Raw genomic sequence first — 13,916 nt, 5'->3', positions numbered from 1 at the left:
TTGGTCCTAACCTTTAACCGCGCCGGCGGTGAGACCGCTGACGATCTGGCGTTGGAAGAAGAGAACGAGGATGAACAAGGGCACGGTGGCCGAGACCACGGCGGCCACGGCATACATCACATTGCCCTGTTCCTGGATCGAGCCGAGGAAGCTTGAGATCTTCGGCACCATGGTCTGGTTGTCCTGGCTCAGGAGCATCGATGTCACCGCAAAGTCGTTATAGGCCAACAGGAAGCTGAACAGCCCCGTGGTGATCACGCCCGGCCACATCACCGGGATCACCACCAGCCTGAAGGCCTGGAAGCGCGTACAGCCATCGACCATGGCACTCTCGTCGAGATCCTTGGGGATCGACAGAAAGAAGGAGTGCAGCATCCACAGCGTGAAGGGCTGGTTGATGGCGACGAGCACGATGATCGAAGTGGCCAGATGGCCCCAGATGTTGAGCTCGAAGAAGGGCAGCAGATAACCGGACACCAGGGTGATGTGCGGCATGGCGCGGAAAACCAGCGCGGCGATCAGGATCCAGAAGGCGTATTTGTGTCCCGAGCGGGCCAGTGCGTATCCGCCCAGCGTGCCGAGCACCAGCGAGATGGCGGTCACGCTGATGGTGACGATCCCGGTATTGACCACCGCCCGCCAGAAATCGCGGGTCACCCAGGCGCCATAATAGCCATCGCCGGTGAAGGGACTGCCGGTCTGGAGTTCGGTTCGTGTACCCACGATCGCGTTCCACCAGCCGACGCGGGAGAAGAAATCCGCCTCGACCTTGAACGAGCCCCAGACCGTCCACAGGAACGGGAAGGCGGCCACGATCAGCCACAGGATGACAAAGCCGGAAATGGCTGCCTTGAGATAGAGGGGCTGCTTGCCGACGCTTGCGGACATGGATCAGGCTCCCTTGGCGTTGAAATCGCGCCAGGTGCGGATGAGCACCGGCGTGAGCAGGATGACCACACCGAGAATGGTGATCACCGAAGTGGCGGCGGCTGACCCGAAGGCCTGTGAATCCTGCCCGACCAGATCGTTGAAGACGAGCCAGGACAGCGAGGTCGCGCTGGCTTCGGAAGAAAAGCCGACGATCGGCTCGAACACCCGGAAATTGTCCATCAGCTGCACAAGGCCGACAAACGTGGCCAGCGGTGCCAGGTGCGGAATGATGACGAAACGCACCCGCTCCCAGCGGCTGGCGCCATCGATCATGGCGGATTCGAGCGTGTCACCCGGCACGGTCTGCAGGCCCGCGTAAAAGACGACGAAGGAGAAGGGCGCGGCCGTCCAGACGCCATAGACGAGCAGGGTGATCCAGGTCAGGGCGGGGGACTGCCGCAATGTCAGCGTCGGGTCGTTGAACAGGGTCTGCAGCGTGGCGCCGAGAATGCCGTTGCTCGAAAACATCCAGTAAAGGATCAGCGAGCCGATCAGGGGTGTGATGATCATCGGCAGGAGCGAGAAAAAGATCACCGGCCCCTTGAGCAATCGGGGTATCGTATTGACCGCAAGTGCGATGGTGAAGCCGAGCATGATGCCGAGCGGGGTGACCACGAAGCAGTAGATCAGGGTGAACAGGAAGGCCTTGTAGAAGGGCAGGTTGTAGATCCGGGTCAGCGCTTCGCCGATGCTCGCGCTCGTCGAGACGATCGTGCCGACTTCCTCAACGGCCAGATGGGCACGGTTGAGATAGGTCCCGAGGCCGTTGAACCGGCCCAGCGGTTGCTCGCTTCGGAGCTGCTCGGTTGCTTCGGTGTCGACCCGGACTTCGGTCGAACAGCCGAAAGGACCGCAGTTTTCGACTTCCACCAGCACGCGTTCGTGCTCGACATACACGGACTGGATCACCACCGAGGCAATCGGCAGGGCGATGAAAAGGATCATCGCGACGACCGAGGGCAGGATGAACCAGAAGAAGGTCTTGTGCGGCATGATGTTTCCCCGAACGCGGGCGGCACAGCACCATTGCAACCATCAAGAGGTCAGGCGCGCGCAGCGTTTGCCTTGAACTTTGGCCGCAGCACGAGCGCGGCGTAAAGCACAACCCGAAGAAGCCGAAGGTTTTCCCATTCAGCGAAAAAAGGGCCGATCCGGGTTTCGGATCGGCCCTTGTGCAGGGCTTAGAGGAAGCCGGCTTCGCGAGCCGCCGTCGAATAGGCGGCCTTGACGTCGGCCAGGGCCTGTTCGGCATCTTCCTGACCGGCCATGAACTCGGCGAGTTCGGTCGAAAGGGCCGTGTGAAGCAGACCCATATAGGGCTGCATGGGATAGGCGCGGGCACCGCCATTGGCAGTTGCGATCACGCCGACCGCAGCAGGGCCGGGCTCATAGCCTTCGACAAGCCAGGTTGCGACATTCGGATTTGCAGCGACGGTCTGCGGGCTGGCGCCGTGGACCATGGCCTGGAAGGAAGCCGCGGCGTCCTCGTCCGAGATATTCTTGGCGATCGTGAAGCCGTCCCACCACAGGGCGACAGCAGGAGTTGATCCGCCATGGAAGGTCGGTGCGGCAGCGAAGGCGGTGTTGGCGGCAATCTCGGGGTTGGCGTTTTCACCGGTCGCGGCACCGGCCAGCGAGCCCCACTGGGTCATGATCGCAACATTGCCGGCATCCCATTCCTGATTGAGCACATTGGCGTCAAAGGTCAGGTAGTCGGGATCCATGAATTCGGTCATTGCCCGCATCATCTCAAGGGTGGCGAGACCGTTTTCATTGTCGATGGCCAGCTCTGCGGAACCAGGCACGAAGAAGTCGTCACCGGTGCCCAGATACATATTCACGAACTCGGCGGCGAGGTCCCAGCCGGGCTTGTCGGCTGCGGCGAGCGGGTATTCCATCAGGCCGGCATCGCGGATCGCCTGTGCAGCCGCGAGGACTTCCTCATAAGAGGTCGGCACATCAACGCCGGCCTGTTCGAGAATGTCAGAGCGGTAGAACATGTGCTGGGAGTTCGCCATGAAGGCGATCGCCATGACCTTGCCGTCGACGCTGATCAGCTGGTTGGGGCGCAGGCTGTCGCCATATTCCGCCACCAGATCGTCAAGCGGGCGGATCAGCCCTTCATTGAGCAGGGAGACGATGGAATTGTTGGCCACGACCGCAACGGTATATTCGGCGGGGTCGATGGTCAGGGCCGGGCCCTGGATATTCTTGTGCTCCGCGGTGGCGTTGGCCGTTACGGTAACGCTGTCGGATGCGCATTCTTCCGCCATCGAGTTGACGATGCGCAGCGCCTCGAAGTCATTTGAGAGAATTCTCACCGAACCGGATTCGATGCCACAGTCGGCAAGCGCGACCCCGGCGGTGAGGGTAATGAGGGCCGCTGCGCCAAGCACGGCCGGTACGGTCGTTTTGAAACCAATCATGGTGTCCCTTCCTTTGTCAGCCTGGTAATGCCTCCCACCTTGGCATTGTCGCTCGTCGTCCATTCCGAGGCCTGCCCGTGCGATCGAAACGGTGCCGACTACGCGCTTGGCATACGTATGCATCAGGCTGTTTTGCATTCGTATGCAAAGAAGCTAACCACACATTTTCTTTGGGCGCAACTATGAATGAATCAGCCTCATATCCGGGTGCCTTTCAATTGAGAAATGCCGGAAATCCGGGGCTCTTGCCCATGCTTGCGCCCGGGTCGTCGTCCTTTGGTGGTCCGTTCGCCCGGTTGGGACCGCCGCCCGGCAGAGCCGCAACCGGTGCTGGATACCGACCGATGGCAGGTCGAGGCCCTTGCCTGGATGAAGGGGGCTGGCGCGGTTTGACAGGCCGCGATGTTGGCCGGCGTCAGCGTGCCAGCCAGCCTCCGTCCACCGGGATCACAGCGCCATGGACATAGCGCGCGGCGTCCGAGGCGAGGAAGACCGCGGTGCCGGCAATGTCCTGCGGGTCGCCCCAATGGCCGGCTGGAATCCTGTCGAGGATTGCCTTGTTGCGATCGGGGTCATCGCGCAGGCTTGTGTTGATGTTGGTGGCGATGTAGCCCGGCGCAATGGCGTTGACGTTGATGCCCTTGCCCGCCCATTCGCAAGCCAGCAGCCGGGTCAGCCCCGCCAGCCCGCTTTTGCTTGCGGTGTAGGAGGCGATGCGGATTCCGCCCTGAAACGAGAGCAGAGAGGCGATGTTGATGATCTTCCCTCCGCCGTTTTCCATCATCACGCGGGCGGCGCCCTGGCTCAGAAAGAACGCCGATTTGAGATTGGTATCCATGACGGCGTCCCAATCGTCCTCGGTGAAATCGATGGCGTCGCCGCGCCGGATGATGCCGGCATTGTTGACGAGAATGTCGACCGTGCCGGCCCAGTCCGTCGTTTCGGCAATGATCCGGGGAATGTCGGCAGTGGAAGACAGATCGGCTTTGACCGGCAACAAACTGTCCTTGTTGGCACCAAGCCGATCCATGGTCTCATCCATGGGCGACCGGCCGACAGCGGCCACGCGGGCGCCGGCATCAACAAGCGCGATAGCGATCGCCTGGCCGATTCCGGCATTGGCGCCGGTGACAATGGCGGTCCGCCCGGTCAGGCTGAACAGATCTTCGGAAGGCATTGGCGCTGATCCTGCATGGCGATGAAATCCGTATCGGTGAAGACTTGAAGGTCGCCGGCTCCGAAATGGACCGGGCAGTCCTTGGATAGTACCGCCTGTTCATTCGCGACCACAATATGCCGGGCCCGCCCATGTCCTCGCCAGGGATGTGGATGTGCTGACCGCGCGCTGCGTGATGGCGACACTTCCGTTCCTCATTGTGCTGATCTGTCGGTAAAAGGCTCGGCTGGGGGTTTCCCGGTCGGGCCATCGGCAGTCACGCTGTCGCTATCGGTAGGCACGCCGCCGCCATGGCAGTCGTGGGCCTCGCCACCAAGAGCGACCGGCCGACCGCGAGGAACCAGGCGATCATCACGAGGTTGCGCCCGCGCCTGGCTGTCCGAGTGTCGTGGTTATGTTCATGGTCAGAGATTACCGCTGCCCGGGCGATGACTTGTGGGACCAATGCCCCGACTTTTCTGCCAACTGCGAAAAGCGCACAGTTCACGCCAGCAGCCAATTTCGATGCCCGGCCGCCGATCCGCTCAGGGGGTTGCTGCGTATGCAAAGAAAGCCATCCAGAAGGCGGGGCCATGTCTGAATCAACCACAAAGTCGCAAGTCAGGAGCCGTCGGCGCTGGCCGAAGCGCGCCGTTCTCGTCGTGCTCGTGCTGGCCGGCGTTGCTGCGGCTGTTGCCTTTGCCTTGGTTGCGCGCCCATGGGAGGAGCGCATCCCGGTCTACGCGGCCGAGACCCTCGAGCCGGGTCCGATTTCTTTGGTGCTCGCGGTCAATGGCCGGGTGGCCCCGCGCCAGTCGGTCTCCGTGCGACCGCAGGTCTCCGCGAAGGTTGTTTCCGTCGAGGCCGATGAGGGTGAGGCGGTCACCGAAGGTCAGGTTCTGGTGCGTCTCGATGATGCCCAGGCGCAGGCCGAGCTCGATCAGGCCAATGCGGCGGTCGAAGCGGGGCTGCTCACCGTCAAGCAGGTCGAAGCGAAGCTCGAGCGGGCCAAGGCGCTTGGGGAAAATGTCGCTCGTTCGACGCTCGAGGATGCGGAACGGGAGCTTGATTCAGCGCGCAATGAGGTCGCACGCCTGCGCGCCGTTCAGTCCCAGGCCAAATCGCGGCTGGAGCAATATACGATCGAAGCGCCGATGGACGGGGTCGTTCTGGAGCGCTCGGTCGAGCCCGGTCAGCTCGCTGACACCCAGACTGCCTTGTTCGAGGTCGCCGATCTCAAGCGGTTGCATGTCGAAACCGATGTGGATGAGATTTATGCCTCGCGCGTGCATCAAGGGCTCAAGGCGCTGATGCTGCCCGTGGGCGAAACGGTGGCCCGCGATGGCCAGGTTGACTTCGCCTCGCCTTCGGTCGACCCGGCGACGGGTGGCCGGTCGATCCGCATCGGCTTTGAAGATCCCACGGATCTGCCGGTCGGGCTGACCGTCAATGTGAACATCTTCGTTGACGAATTCGAGGATGCCCTTTCGGTGCCCCGCAGCGCGCTTGTGACCGAAGGGTCGGACACCGTAGTGCGGGTGATCGAGGACGGGGTTGTCGTCGAACGAGCCGTGAAAGTGCTCGACTGGCCGGCGGAACGGGTCAAGGTGAATGAAGGGCTTGAGGCGGGCGATGCGGTGATCCTCGATCCCGGTGTCGCGACCGTCGGAGAGGCGGCGTCCGCCGGATAGGTTGCTGCCATGATTTATGCTCTCAAGATCGCCTTTCGCTATCTCGGCGCCAACAAGACCCAGACGGGGCTGCTGCTGACCGGTGTGGCGCTCGGTGTGTTCGTCTTCGTCTTCATGAGCGCCCTGATCGGCGGGCTCGCGGTCTATCTGATCGAGCGGACCGTGGGGGACATTCCCCATGTCACGGTCGAAGCGCCAAGCCGCGACCCGCAGGTGCTGGTGAGCGATGTGCCGGGCACGCTGGGTGTCGTGCAAAAGGGCACCAGCCAACGCAATGCGTTGCGCAATGCGGATGCGTTTCTGCCCTTGATCGCGTCCTTGCCGGGAACCGAGGCGGTCTCCCCGGAAATCGTGGGCAATGGTTTTCTGATCCGCGGGCAGTCGACTGCCCCTGTGGGGCTGACCGGGGTCGAGCCAGGCAAGCTTTCGGCGATTGCCGACATCGCCGGCAACCTGGTGGCCGGTACGCCGGACCTCACCAATTCAACCATTATCGTTGGGCGCACATTGGCCGAAGATCTCGGTGTGTCGCTCGGTCAGGTCGTGACCATGCGGTCGGATCGCGGGGTCGAGCGGTCGCTGGTCATCGGCGGGTTGTTCGAGCTCGGGGTCGAAAGCCTCGATGCGCGAGCCGCCTTTGTCAGTCTTTCGACGGCGCGTGTGCTGTTCGAACTGCCGCAGGGCCTGTCGAGGATCGAAATCAAGCTGACCGACCTCAATCAGGCCGATGCCCATGCCGCCCGGATTGCCGCCGAGACCGGTCTCAAGGCCACTTCCTGGACGCAGGGCAATGCCCAGCTTATCGACGGGCTCAACGCCCAGGCGCGCAGCGGCAATCTCATCAAGGGGTTCGCGCTGCTTACCATCGTGATCGGGGTGGCGAGTGCCCTGCTGCTTTCCACCTACAGGCGCGGGCCGGAGATCGGCATCATGCGCGCCATGGGGGCCAGCCAGGGTTTCGTCGTGCTTGTGTTCATTCTGCAGGGCGCTTTTATCGGGCTGATCGGCGGCGTGGCCGGGGCGGGCCTGGGCTATCTGGCGCTATCGCCCTTTCCGCGCCCGGATACCATTTCGCCGGGCTCGTTTCCCATCGACGTGCGCCAAGGCGCTTTCGGCCTTGCGATCCTTTTGACCGCGTGCGGCGCCATCCTTGCCTCGATCCTGCCTGCCCGCTCCGCATCAAGGGTGGATCCGGTTTCGGTGATCGGCCAATGAGCGGGGATGCGCTCATCACGGTCGACGGTCTCGTCAAGACGTTCGGGGAGGGCGATGCGGCCACTCATGTGCTCAAGGGCCTCGACCTCGAGATCCCGCCAGGCGACATGGCGGCCCTGCTCGGGCCATCGGGGTCGGGCAAAAGCACGCTGTTGTCGATCCTTGGTACCCTGATGCAGCCAAGCGGTGGGCACTACACGATGCTCGGACGCGACCTGATCAGTGCGAGCGCCGGTGAATTGACCGACTTCCGCAATCATCACATCGGGTTCGTGTTCCAGTTCCATCACCTCCTGCCCGACTTCAATGCGCTCGAAAACGTCATCTTCCCCGCCGCGGTTGCCAGCGGGCGGGAGACGAGAACCGCGCGGGACCGGGGCAGGGAGTTGCTGAGGCGGGTCGGGCTCGAGGATCGGATCGAATACCGCGCCAGCGAGCTTTCCGGCGGTCAGAAACAACGGGTCGCGATTGCGAGGGCGCTGATGAACCAGCCCGAACTGGTGCTGGCTGACGAGCCGACAGGCAATCTCGACCGCGAATCCGCGGACCGGGTCATGGAATTGCTGGTCGAGATCAACAAGGAAGAGGGGACGGCCTTCCTGATTTCCACCCATGACGAACGCATCGCCGACAATTGCCGACGCCAGATCCGCATGGTCGACGGCCAGGTGGTTTGAGGCCGGGCGGACCTAGTCTTTCCCGGCTTTGGGCTTGATCTCGTTTTGCGGCCTGTAGTCCTTTTCGGGACGGCCTTGCACGAAAGGCACGACGTGCTCGTCCAGTTCGCTTTCGTCCCAGACCCCGACGAAAATTCCCACATCATGGGCCCGGCCACGCGAGCCGATCAGGCGTTCGTCGGTCACCGTCGTGCGCTGGGCGTTACGGCGGGCCCAGCGGTTAAGCCGGGCGTAAAGGCCGTCGATGATGTCGGCATAGGCAGGGTTGGCGCCGAGATCGGCGAGTTCATCCGGATCGGATTGCAGATCGAACAGCATGGGGCGGAAGCCGCCTTCGGCGTGCATCATCTTGTAGCGGCCGTCAAAGACCATGAACAACAGTGAAGTGTCCGGCTCGATGTCGAGGTCCTCGGCCATTACGGTCATGGCGTAATCGTATTCGGAAAAGACGGCCTCGCGCCAATGCCCGGGAGTCTCGCCATGCAGGAGCGGCACGAGCGAGCGGCCCTCCAGAATGTGGCGGGGCGGCGTTGCATCCATCACCTGCATGAAAGTCGGGGCCAGATCGATGGCCTCGACAAGCGCATCGCAAATGGTGCCGCGGGTGGCGTCGGCTTCCGGTGAGGGGTCGAAGATGATCAGCGGCACCTTGGCCGAGACGTCGTGGAACAAGTCCTTTTCGCCCAGCCAATGATCGCCGAGATAATCGCCATGATCGGAGGTGAGTACGATCATGGTGTGGTCGATCTCACCGGTCGCTTCGAGATGGTCGATCAACCGGCCAAGCTCGGCATCGCATTGGGCGATCAAACCCATATAGGCGGGAATGACGGTCTCGCGGACTTCGTCTTTCGAGAAGCTTCTGGCAATCGGGTTGCGCATGAAGGCGCCATAGACCGGCTGCGGATCGTTCTTTTCTGCTTCGCTGCGAATGGGCGCCACGACGTCTTCAGGGCCGAACATCGAAGCGTAGGGTTCGGGCACGATATAGGGCCAGTGCGGCTTGATATAGCTGACATGGCAAACCCAGGGCTTGTCGCTGTCGGCCTTGTCTTCGAGGAAGTGGATGGCCTCGGTGGTCAGCCAGGGCGTTTCGCTATCCTGCTCCTCGACATTGGCCGGCTCGCGGGAATTCTTCAAAAGCCAGCCCGAGGCCATGTCGCCATTTTGGTCGATCCCCGAATTGGCGTATTCGTGCCAGGGATTGTCGCCGGGATAGCCCTTTTGCTTGAGAGATTCATTGTAGGGCGAGGGCTTGGTCTCGAACTTGCCCATGGGGCCTTCAGGCACCAGCCCGTCATCGCGCACCCAGACATCGAACCCGCATTCGGCAACCCGGGCGCCGATCTGGCTTTCAGCCTTGAGGCCGAGCCGGGCCATTCCCTCGACATCGACCGCCATATGGGTCTTGCCCACGAGCCAGCAATCGACCCCGGCCTTGCGGAGGTGATCGCCCATGGTCATTTCGCCGACCTTGAGCGGATAGAAATTGCCGGCGGCGCCATGCGAATGGACATAGCGCCCGGTATAGGTGCTCATCCGGCTGGGCCCGCAGACCGGGGATTGCACATAGGCATTGGTGAAGCGCACGCCGCGTTCGGCGATACGGTCGAAATTCGGGGTCTTGAGGGTCGGATGACCGGCGCAGCTCAGATAATCGAAGCGCAGCTGGTCGTACATGACGAACAGGATGTTGCGGACGGCGCCCATTTTGTCTCCCTCGCGGATGTGTCTTCTGGCGGCCTTGCCGCCCAATCGTGCCAACGAAACCTTCAACGCCGGCACATAGGCAGAAACCGCCCGGCTGCCCGGGCGGTTTCACGTTGGTGTCAGGATGCCGGCTGGATGAACCGCAAGGGCGGGAACATGTAGCCGGTGACAGCCTGCATCTCGATATCGGGGGTCGAGAAGTAGGAATTGGCGGCCTGGTACCAGATCGACCACCAGCCCAGTTCGGTCAGCTTGGCATTCACCGCGTGCATCGCCTCGACCTGTTCGTCACCAGTGGCAGCCAGCGCCGCGTCGGCCAGTTCCTTGAGTTCGGGGAACTCGGCATATTGCTGGCGCGGATTGAACCACTGGGCGCTCGTCACCTGCCGGATCAGGGCGGCGGGTGGGTTGAGATCAAGCGAGAGCACGCAGATGAACATCGGATAGTTGGGGGCGTTGATCTGGTAGTCGGGCATTTGCAGATCGTCCCAGGTCACGTTGATGTTCAATTGCGACAGGGTCTGGGTGACGATGGGCTGCCACGGCGCGAAGATCGGCGACATCGGCATCGAGACATCGAACCCGTCGGCATAGCCGGCGTCGGCCATCAATTGCTTGGCGCGTTCGAGGTCATAGGCCCAGTCTTCGAGCAGGGCCGGGTCGTTGACCTCGCCACCGACCACAAAGACCTGGTTGGTCACCTCACCGGCGCCCGAACTGATGGTGCTCAGCATGCCGGCCCGGTTGAAGGCGAGATTGAGCGCCTGGCGGACACGGACATCGCCGAGCGGCTCGAGAGTTTCACCGGTGCGGTCAACGAATTGCAGCCCAACCCAGCTTGCGGGCGCCTGGGCAATGTTCCATCCCGCGAGTTCGGCCTGCTGAAGATTGTCGGCGGCACCAAAATTCACATTGATCTGGCCGGACAGCATGGCGTTGTTGCGGGCCGTCGCATCGAGGATCGGGTAAACGCTGAGATTGTCGAACTTGTAGGTGCCGGCGTCCCAGTGATCAGCGACTTTGTTGAAGTGGTATTCCGAGCCGGGAATGGAACGTTCCATGTCGAGCGTATAGGGCCCCGAACCGATCGGTTCGCTCTTGAGGCTGTCCGCTTCAATGGAGGCGGGGGAGGCCATGTAGGAGCGGGCCAGCGCCATCAGATAGACCATGGAATCGTCGCGTGCGGTCAGCTCGATTTCGATGGTGTAGGGGCCGGTGGCGCGGAATTCTGCAACCTTGAGATAGGCCTCGTTGGACAGCGGGCCGTTCTTGAGATGGTTGAGATTGATGACCGCCGCCTCGGCGTTGAACGGTTCGCCGTCCGAGAAGGTCACGTCCTCACGCAAATGCATGGTGAGGGTCTTGAAGTCGTCAGAATAGGACCAGTCGGTTGCAAGCGCGGGAATAGCCTCGCCTTCGGCATTCATCGCGATCAGCGGGTCATAGATCGCGGACAGATAAGGGCCGGAAAAGCCGATATCGGAGAGGGCCGGGTCCCAGGAACGGACGTCGAGGAAATTCCCTATTTTGAGATCGGCGGCCTGCGCTGCCGGGGCCGCGGCCAGTCCCAGCGCAGTGAGGGCAGTCAGTGCCGCTCTGCGGAGTGATTTCACGGTTGTACACCTCCCTTGGATGACGGGCGATCAAACCGGACCAAGCGCGTCAGGCTCGATTTCGGGGCCGGTTTACGCCTGACGGTATCGTCTACGGACGTTGACAAAAAGTCAAGCGGGCCCGGAAATCCGGCTGTTTCGCCCAAGCGTGCAGGCGCGCCAAGGGGTTAGCGTGCCAGCGGGATCGTTGGTCAACAGTTCGAACAATCAATTCGACAAATTGCAATATTTGAAATGAGAAACGGGCCTTGCTGAATCTGTAAATAACGCTGTTTCGGGCCCGTTTTGGAGGCGGCGACGCGAACGGCTATTGCGGCAGTTTTCCCAGCTCTTCGGCGAGGAAATCGAAGACCATTCGCACCCGGCGGGAGGTGTTGAGCTCGCGGTGGGTGGTCAACCACATCGGGAAAACCATGGGTTCGATCTTGTCGTCGAGGACCCGCACCAGCTCGGGCGCCATGTCGCCGATCACCTGAGGGAAATTGCCGATACCCACCCCGGCCTTGGTCAGTTCCCAATGCAACAAATGGTTGGCGGACAGAACGGTGATGTTGTCGCGGGTGATCGGGACGCCCAGCGCATTGAGCCCGTTGATGTAGAGATCCGTGGTGTCGAAGCCGATGAATTCTGCCTTTACCAGATCCTTTGGGCTTTGCGGATTGCCAATGCTCTCCAGATAGCCAGGGGTTGCATAGAGCCGGCCCTTGTCGTCGCGGATCTTGCGGGCGATCAGTTCGGGCTGGGTCGGGCGAAAACTGCGAATGGCAATATCGGCTTCGCGCCGTCTCAAATCGAGCGCGGCATTGGAGGCAACGATCTCGATCTCCATCCCCGGGGCCATCTTGCGCAGCTTGCGGATGATCGGGGGCAGCAGATGGGCGGCCTCGATTTCGCTGGCCGTGATCGAAATCGAGCCTTCGATGGTCTGGGCCTGGCCGGAGGCGGCAAGGGACACCCGGCCGGCGGCATCGCCCATGGCACGCACGTGATCGAGCAGTTCGACCCCGCTGGGGGTGAGGACGAGACCACGTCCCGCCCGCTCGAACAACACCACGCCCAGTTCGTCCTCAAGCGCGTCGACCTGACGGCCAAGCGTTGGCTGGGTGAGGCCCAGCGCCCGGGCTGCTGCAGAGAGCGAGCCTTCTTCGGCGGTGACCAGAAAGGCCCGCGCGCGGTTCCAGTCGAATTTCACTGAACGCCAATCCATGCGTATTCGCATAGCAAATCGACACCATTAGTCAATTCTGTTGAGATCAAAACGGGCCTATTTCCTTGGTCATCGAAACAGCGCGGCGCGAATGGGCCCCGGGGGCCGGAACCGCGGCAGCGCGAGCAAGGGAATGCAAAAGATGAAAGCTGCAATCTATTCCAGTTACGGCGGGCCCGACGTGATCAGCGTCAGCGAAATGCCGCGCCCGGCCATCAAGGATGGTGAGGTTCTGGTGCAGGTGCATGCCAGCACCGTGTCGACCGGGGACTGGCGGATGCTGACCATGAAGACCGGTGATCCGGTCCTTGCGATCATCGCCCGGATGATGTTTGGCCTCACCAAGCCGCGGCATCCGGTTCTCGGCAGTGCCTTTTCGGGCCGCGTCGTGGCGGTCGGCAATGGCGTCACCCGGTTCCGCATGGGCGATGCGGTGATGGGGTTCGCCCCGCATGGTGCGCATGCAGAATATCTCGCCATCAATGAGAACAAGGCGATCGTGCAAAAGCCGGCGGGGGTGAGCGATGAAGATGCGGCGGCGATGCCGTTTGGCGCGCTGTGCGCCCTTGTCTTCCTGCGTGACTTTGCCGGGGTCAAGCCGGGCCAGAAGGTGCTCGTGACCGGTGCCTCGGGCGGGGTGGGTGTGTTCGGAGTGCAGATCGCGAAATATCTCGGTGCCGACGTGACCGCGGTGGCGAGCAGCCAGAATGCCGACCTCGTCCGCAAGCTGGGCGCCGACAAGGTGATCGACTACAAACAGACCGACTTCACCCGGGGCAGCGCGCGTTATGACCTCGTTTTCGATACGGCAGGGGTGACCGACTTCGCTTCGGTCAAACCTGTCCTGACCGAGAACGGTCAGTTCATTCCGCTCGAGTTCGGTATCAGGGAAATGCGGCAGGCGATGTTCAGCGGCAAGTCCGGCAAGCGCATCAAGATCGGGGTGAATGGCGACAAGCGCGAAGACCTCGAAACCCTCGCCGGGCTCATGCAGCGCGGTGCGCTGAGCGCCGTCATCGACAGCCGATACGGGCTTGAAGACATTGCCCGGGCTTATGAACGCGTGGGCACGCGGCATAAGCGCGGTGCCGTGATAGTCTCGATTGCATCGCACCTCGCCCTGCCCAGGGCAGCGGCCTGACTGCACAGGGAACCGATCGAAGAGTGACGGCTGCCTGCCCTTTGTGCCAGGTGGCCGTTCCGCATTCAGGGCACGGCACGAGAAGCCGGCAATCCCGGGCTTCATCCACCAAAAACGCCGAAGGAGGGTATCGCTGGGCAGGCTTTTAGT

The 13,916-nt window shown here is 62.1% G+C and carries 11 protein-coding genes; 4 read left to right on the top strand and 7 right to left on the bottom strand.

Annotated features, from left to right (window positions below; genetic code table 11):
- Positions 1 to 6: 6 nt before the first annotated feature.
- From G489_RS0112885 to kduD, 4 genes are all read right to left on the bottom strand, one after another.
- Positions 7 to 888 carry a carbohydrate ABC transporter permease gene (locus tag G489_RS0112885; protein ID WP_029041887.1) on the bottom strand — a complete coding sequence of 294 codons (882 nt, stop codon included), beginning with the start codon at positions 886 to 888 and terminating at the stop codon, positions 7 to 9.
- Between the two features lie 3 nt (positions 889 to 891).
- The gene (locus G489_RS0112880) at positions 892 to 1,923 is read right to left on the bottom strand and encodes a carbohydrate ABC transporter permease (protein WP_029041886.1); all 1,032 of its coding nucleotides are present in this window, start codon (positions 1,921 to 1,923) and stop codon (positions 892 to 894) included.
- A 188-nt stretch (positions 1,924 to 2,111) separates the two neighbouring features.
- Complete coding sequence (locus G489_RS0112875; RefSeq protein WP_051332600.1) at positions 2,112 to 3,356, bottom strand: ABC transporter substrate-binding protein; 1,245 nt, start codon at positions 3,354 to 3,356, stop codon at positions 2,112 to 2,114.
- A 415-nt stretch (positions 3,357 to 3,771) separates the two neighbouring features.
- The gene (gene kduD / locus G489_RS0112870; RefSeq protein ID WP_029041884.1) at positions 3,772 to 4,533 is read right to left on the bottom strand and encodes a 2-dehydro-3-deoxy-D-gluconate 5-dehydrogenase KduD; all 762 of its coding nucleotides are present in this window, start codon (positions 4,531 to 4,533) and stop codon (positions 3,772 to 3,774) included.
- A gap of 572 nt (positions 4,534 to 5,105) precedes the next feature.
- On the opposite strand from kduD, the gene G489_RS20475 reads away from it, so the two are divergent.
- The 3 genes from G489_RS20475 to G489_RS0112850 are packed head-to-tail and all read left to right on the top strand — an operon-like array spanning position 5,106 to position 8,095.
- Entirely contained in the window at positions 5,106 to 6,203 is a 1,098-nt protein-coding gene (locus tag G489_RS20475) for an efflux RND transporter periplasmic adaptor subunit (RefSeq protein ID WP_051332599.1), read from the top strand.
- Positions 6,204 to 6,212: 9 nt separating this feature from the next.
- The gene (locus tag G489_RS0112855) at positions 6,213 to 7,418 is read left to right on the top strand and encodes an ABC transporter permease (protein WP_035872580.1); all 1,206 of its coding nucleotides are present in this window, start codon (positions 6,213 to 6,215) and stop codon (positions 7,416 to 7,418) included.
- The gene (locus G489_RS0112850) at positions 7,415 to 8,095 is read left to right on the top strand and encodes an ABC transporter ATP-binding protein (protein ID WP_029041882.1); all 681 of its coding nucleotides are present in this window, start codon (positions 7,415 to 7,417) and stop codon (positions 8,093 to 8,095) included. The genes G489_RS0112855 and G489_RS0112850 overlap by 4 nt, the downstream gene beginning before the upstream one ends.
- A 12-nt stretch (positions 8,096 to 8,107) precedes the next feature.
- Here G489_RS0112850 and G489_RS20470 read toward each other — a convergent pair whose 3' ends face one another.
- The 3 genes from G489_RS20470 to G489_RS0112835 form a co-directional block, all read right to left on the bottom strand.
- On the bottom strand, positions 8,108 to 9,805 hold the full coding sequence (locus G489_RS20470) for a sulfatase-like hydrolase/transferase (protein WP_081691559.1): 1,698 nt from the start codon (positions 9,803 to 9,805) through the stop codon (positions 8,108 to 8,110).
- Positions 9,806 to 9,924: 119 nt separating this feature from the next.
- Positions 9,925 to 11,418 (bottom strand): ABC transporter substrate-binding protein, encoded by a 1,494-nt coding sequence (locus G489_RS0112840; RefSeq protein WP_029041881.1) that lies wholly within the window; start codon positions 11,416 to 11,418, stop codon positions 9,925 to 9,927.
- Positions 11,419 to 11,725: 307 nt separating this feature from the next.
- The gene (locus G489_RS0112835) at positions 11,726 to 12,610 is read right to left on the bottom strand and encodes a LysR family transcriptional regulator (RefSeq protein ID WP_245578905.1); all 885 of its coding nucleotides are present in this window, start codon (positions 12,608 to 12,610) and stop codon (positions 11,726 to 11,728) included.
- Positions 12,611 to 12,767: 157 nt separating this feature from the next.
- On the opposite strand from G489_RS0112835, the gene G489_RS0112830 reads away from it, so the two are divergent.
- The gene (locus G489_RS0112830; protein WP_029041879.1) at positions 12,768 to 13,766 is read left to right on the top strand and encodes an NAD(P)-dependent alcohol dehydrogenase; all 999 of its coding nucleotides are present in this window, start codon (positions 12,768 to 12,770) and stop codon (positions 13,764 to 13,766) included.
- The last annotated feature ends 150 nt before the right edge of the window (positions 13,767 to 13,916 follow it).

The organism is Cucumibacter marinus DSM 18995 (genome assembly GCF_000429865.1).
In the GTDB taxonomy this organism is placed as follows: Bacteria; Pseudomonadota; Alphaproteobacteria; order Rhizobiales; family Devosiaceae; genus Cucumibacter; species Cucumibacter marinus.
The sequence above is the reverse complement of the archived record's forward strand: the minus strand, read 5'-3'. Positions and strand labels throughout refer to the sequence as shown.

What these genes read in the sequence shown, in the direction of transcription:
- G489_RS20475 (WP_051332599.1), top strand. Translation starts at nt 5,106, where the DNA reads ATGTCTGAATCAACCACAAAGTCGCAAGTCAGGAGCCGTCGGCGCTGG.
- G489_RS0112855 (WP_035872580.1), top strand. Translation starts at nt 6,213, where the DNA reads ATGATTTATGCTCTCAAGATCGCCTTTCGCTATCTCGGCGCCAACAAG.
- G489_RS0112830 (WP_029041879.1), top strand. Translation starts at nt 12,768, where the DNA reads ATGAAAGCTGCAATCTATTCCAGTTACGGCGGGCCCGACGTGATCAGC.
- G489_RS20470 (WP_081691559.1), bottom strand. Translation starts at nt 9,805, where the DNA reads ATGGGCGCCGTCCGCAACATCCTGTTCGTCATGTACGACCAGCTGCGC.
- G489_RS0112850 (WP_029041882.1), top strand. Translation starts at nt 7,415, where the DNA reads ATGAGCGGGGATGCGCTCATCACGGTCGACGGTCTCGTCAAGACGTTC.
- kduD (WP_029041884.1), bottom strand. Translation starts at nt 4,533, where the DNA reads ATGCCTTCCGAAGATCTGTTCAGCCTGACCGGGCGGACCGCCATTGTC.
- G489_RS0112885 (WP_029041887.1), bottom strand. Translation starts at nt 888, where the DNA reads ATGTCCGCAAGCGTCGGCAAGCAGCCCCTCTATCTCAAGGCAGCCATT.
- G489_RS0112880 (WP_029041886.1), bottom strand. Translation starts at nt 1,923, where the DNA reads ATGCCGCACAAGACCTTCTTCTGGTTCATCCTGCCCTCGGTCGTCGCG.
- G489_RS0112875 (WP_051332600.1), bottom strand. Translation starts at nt 3,356, where the DNA reads ATGATTGGTTTCAAAACGACCGTACCGGCCGTGCTTGGCGCAGCGGCC.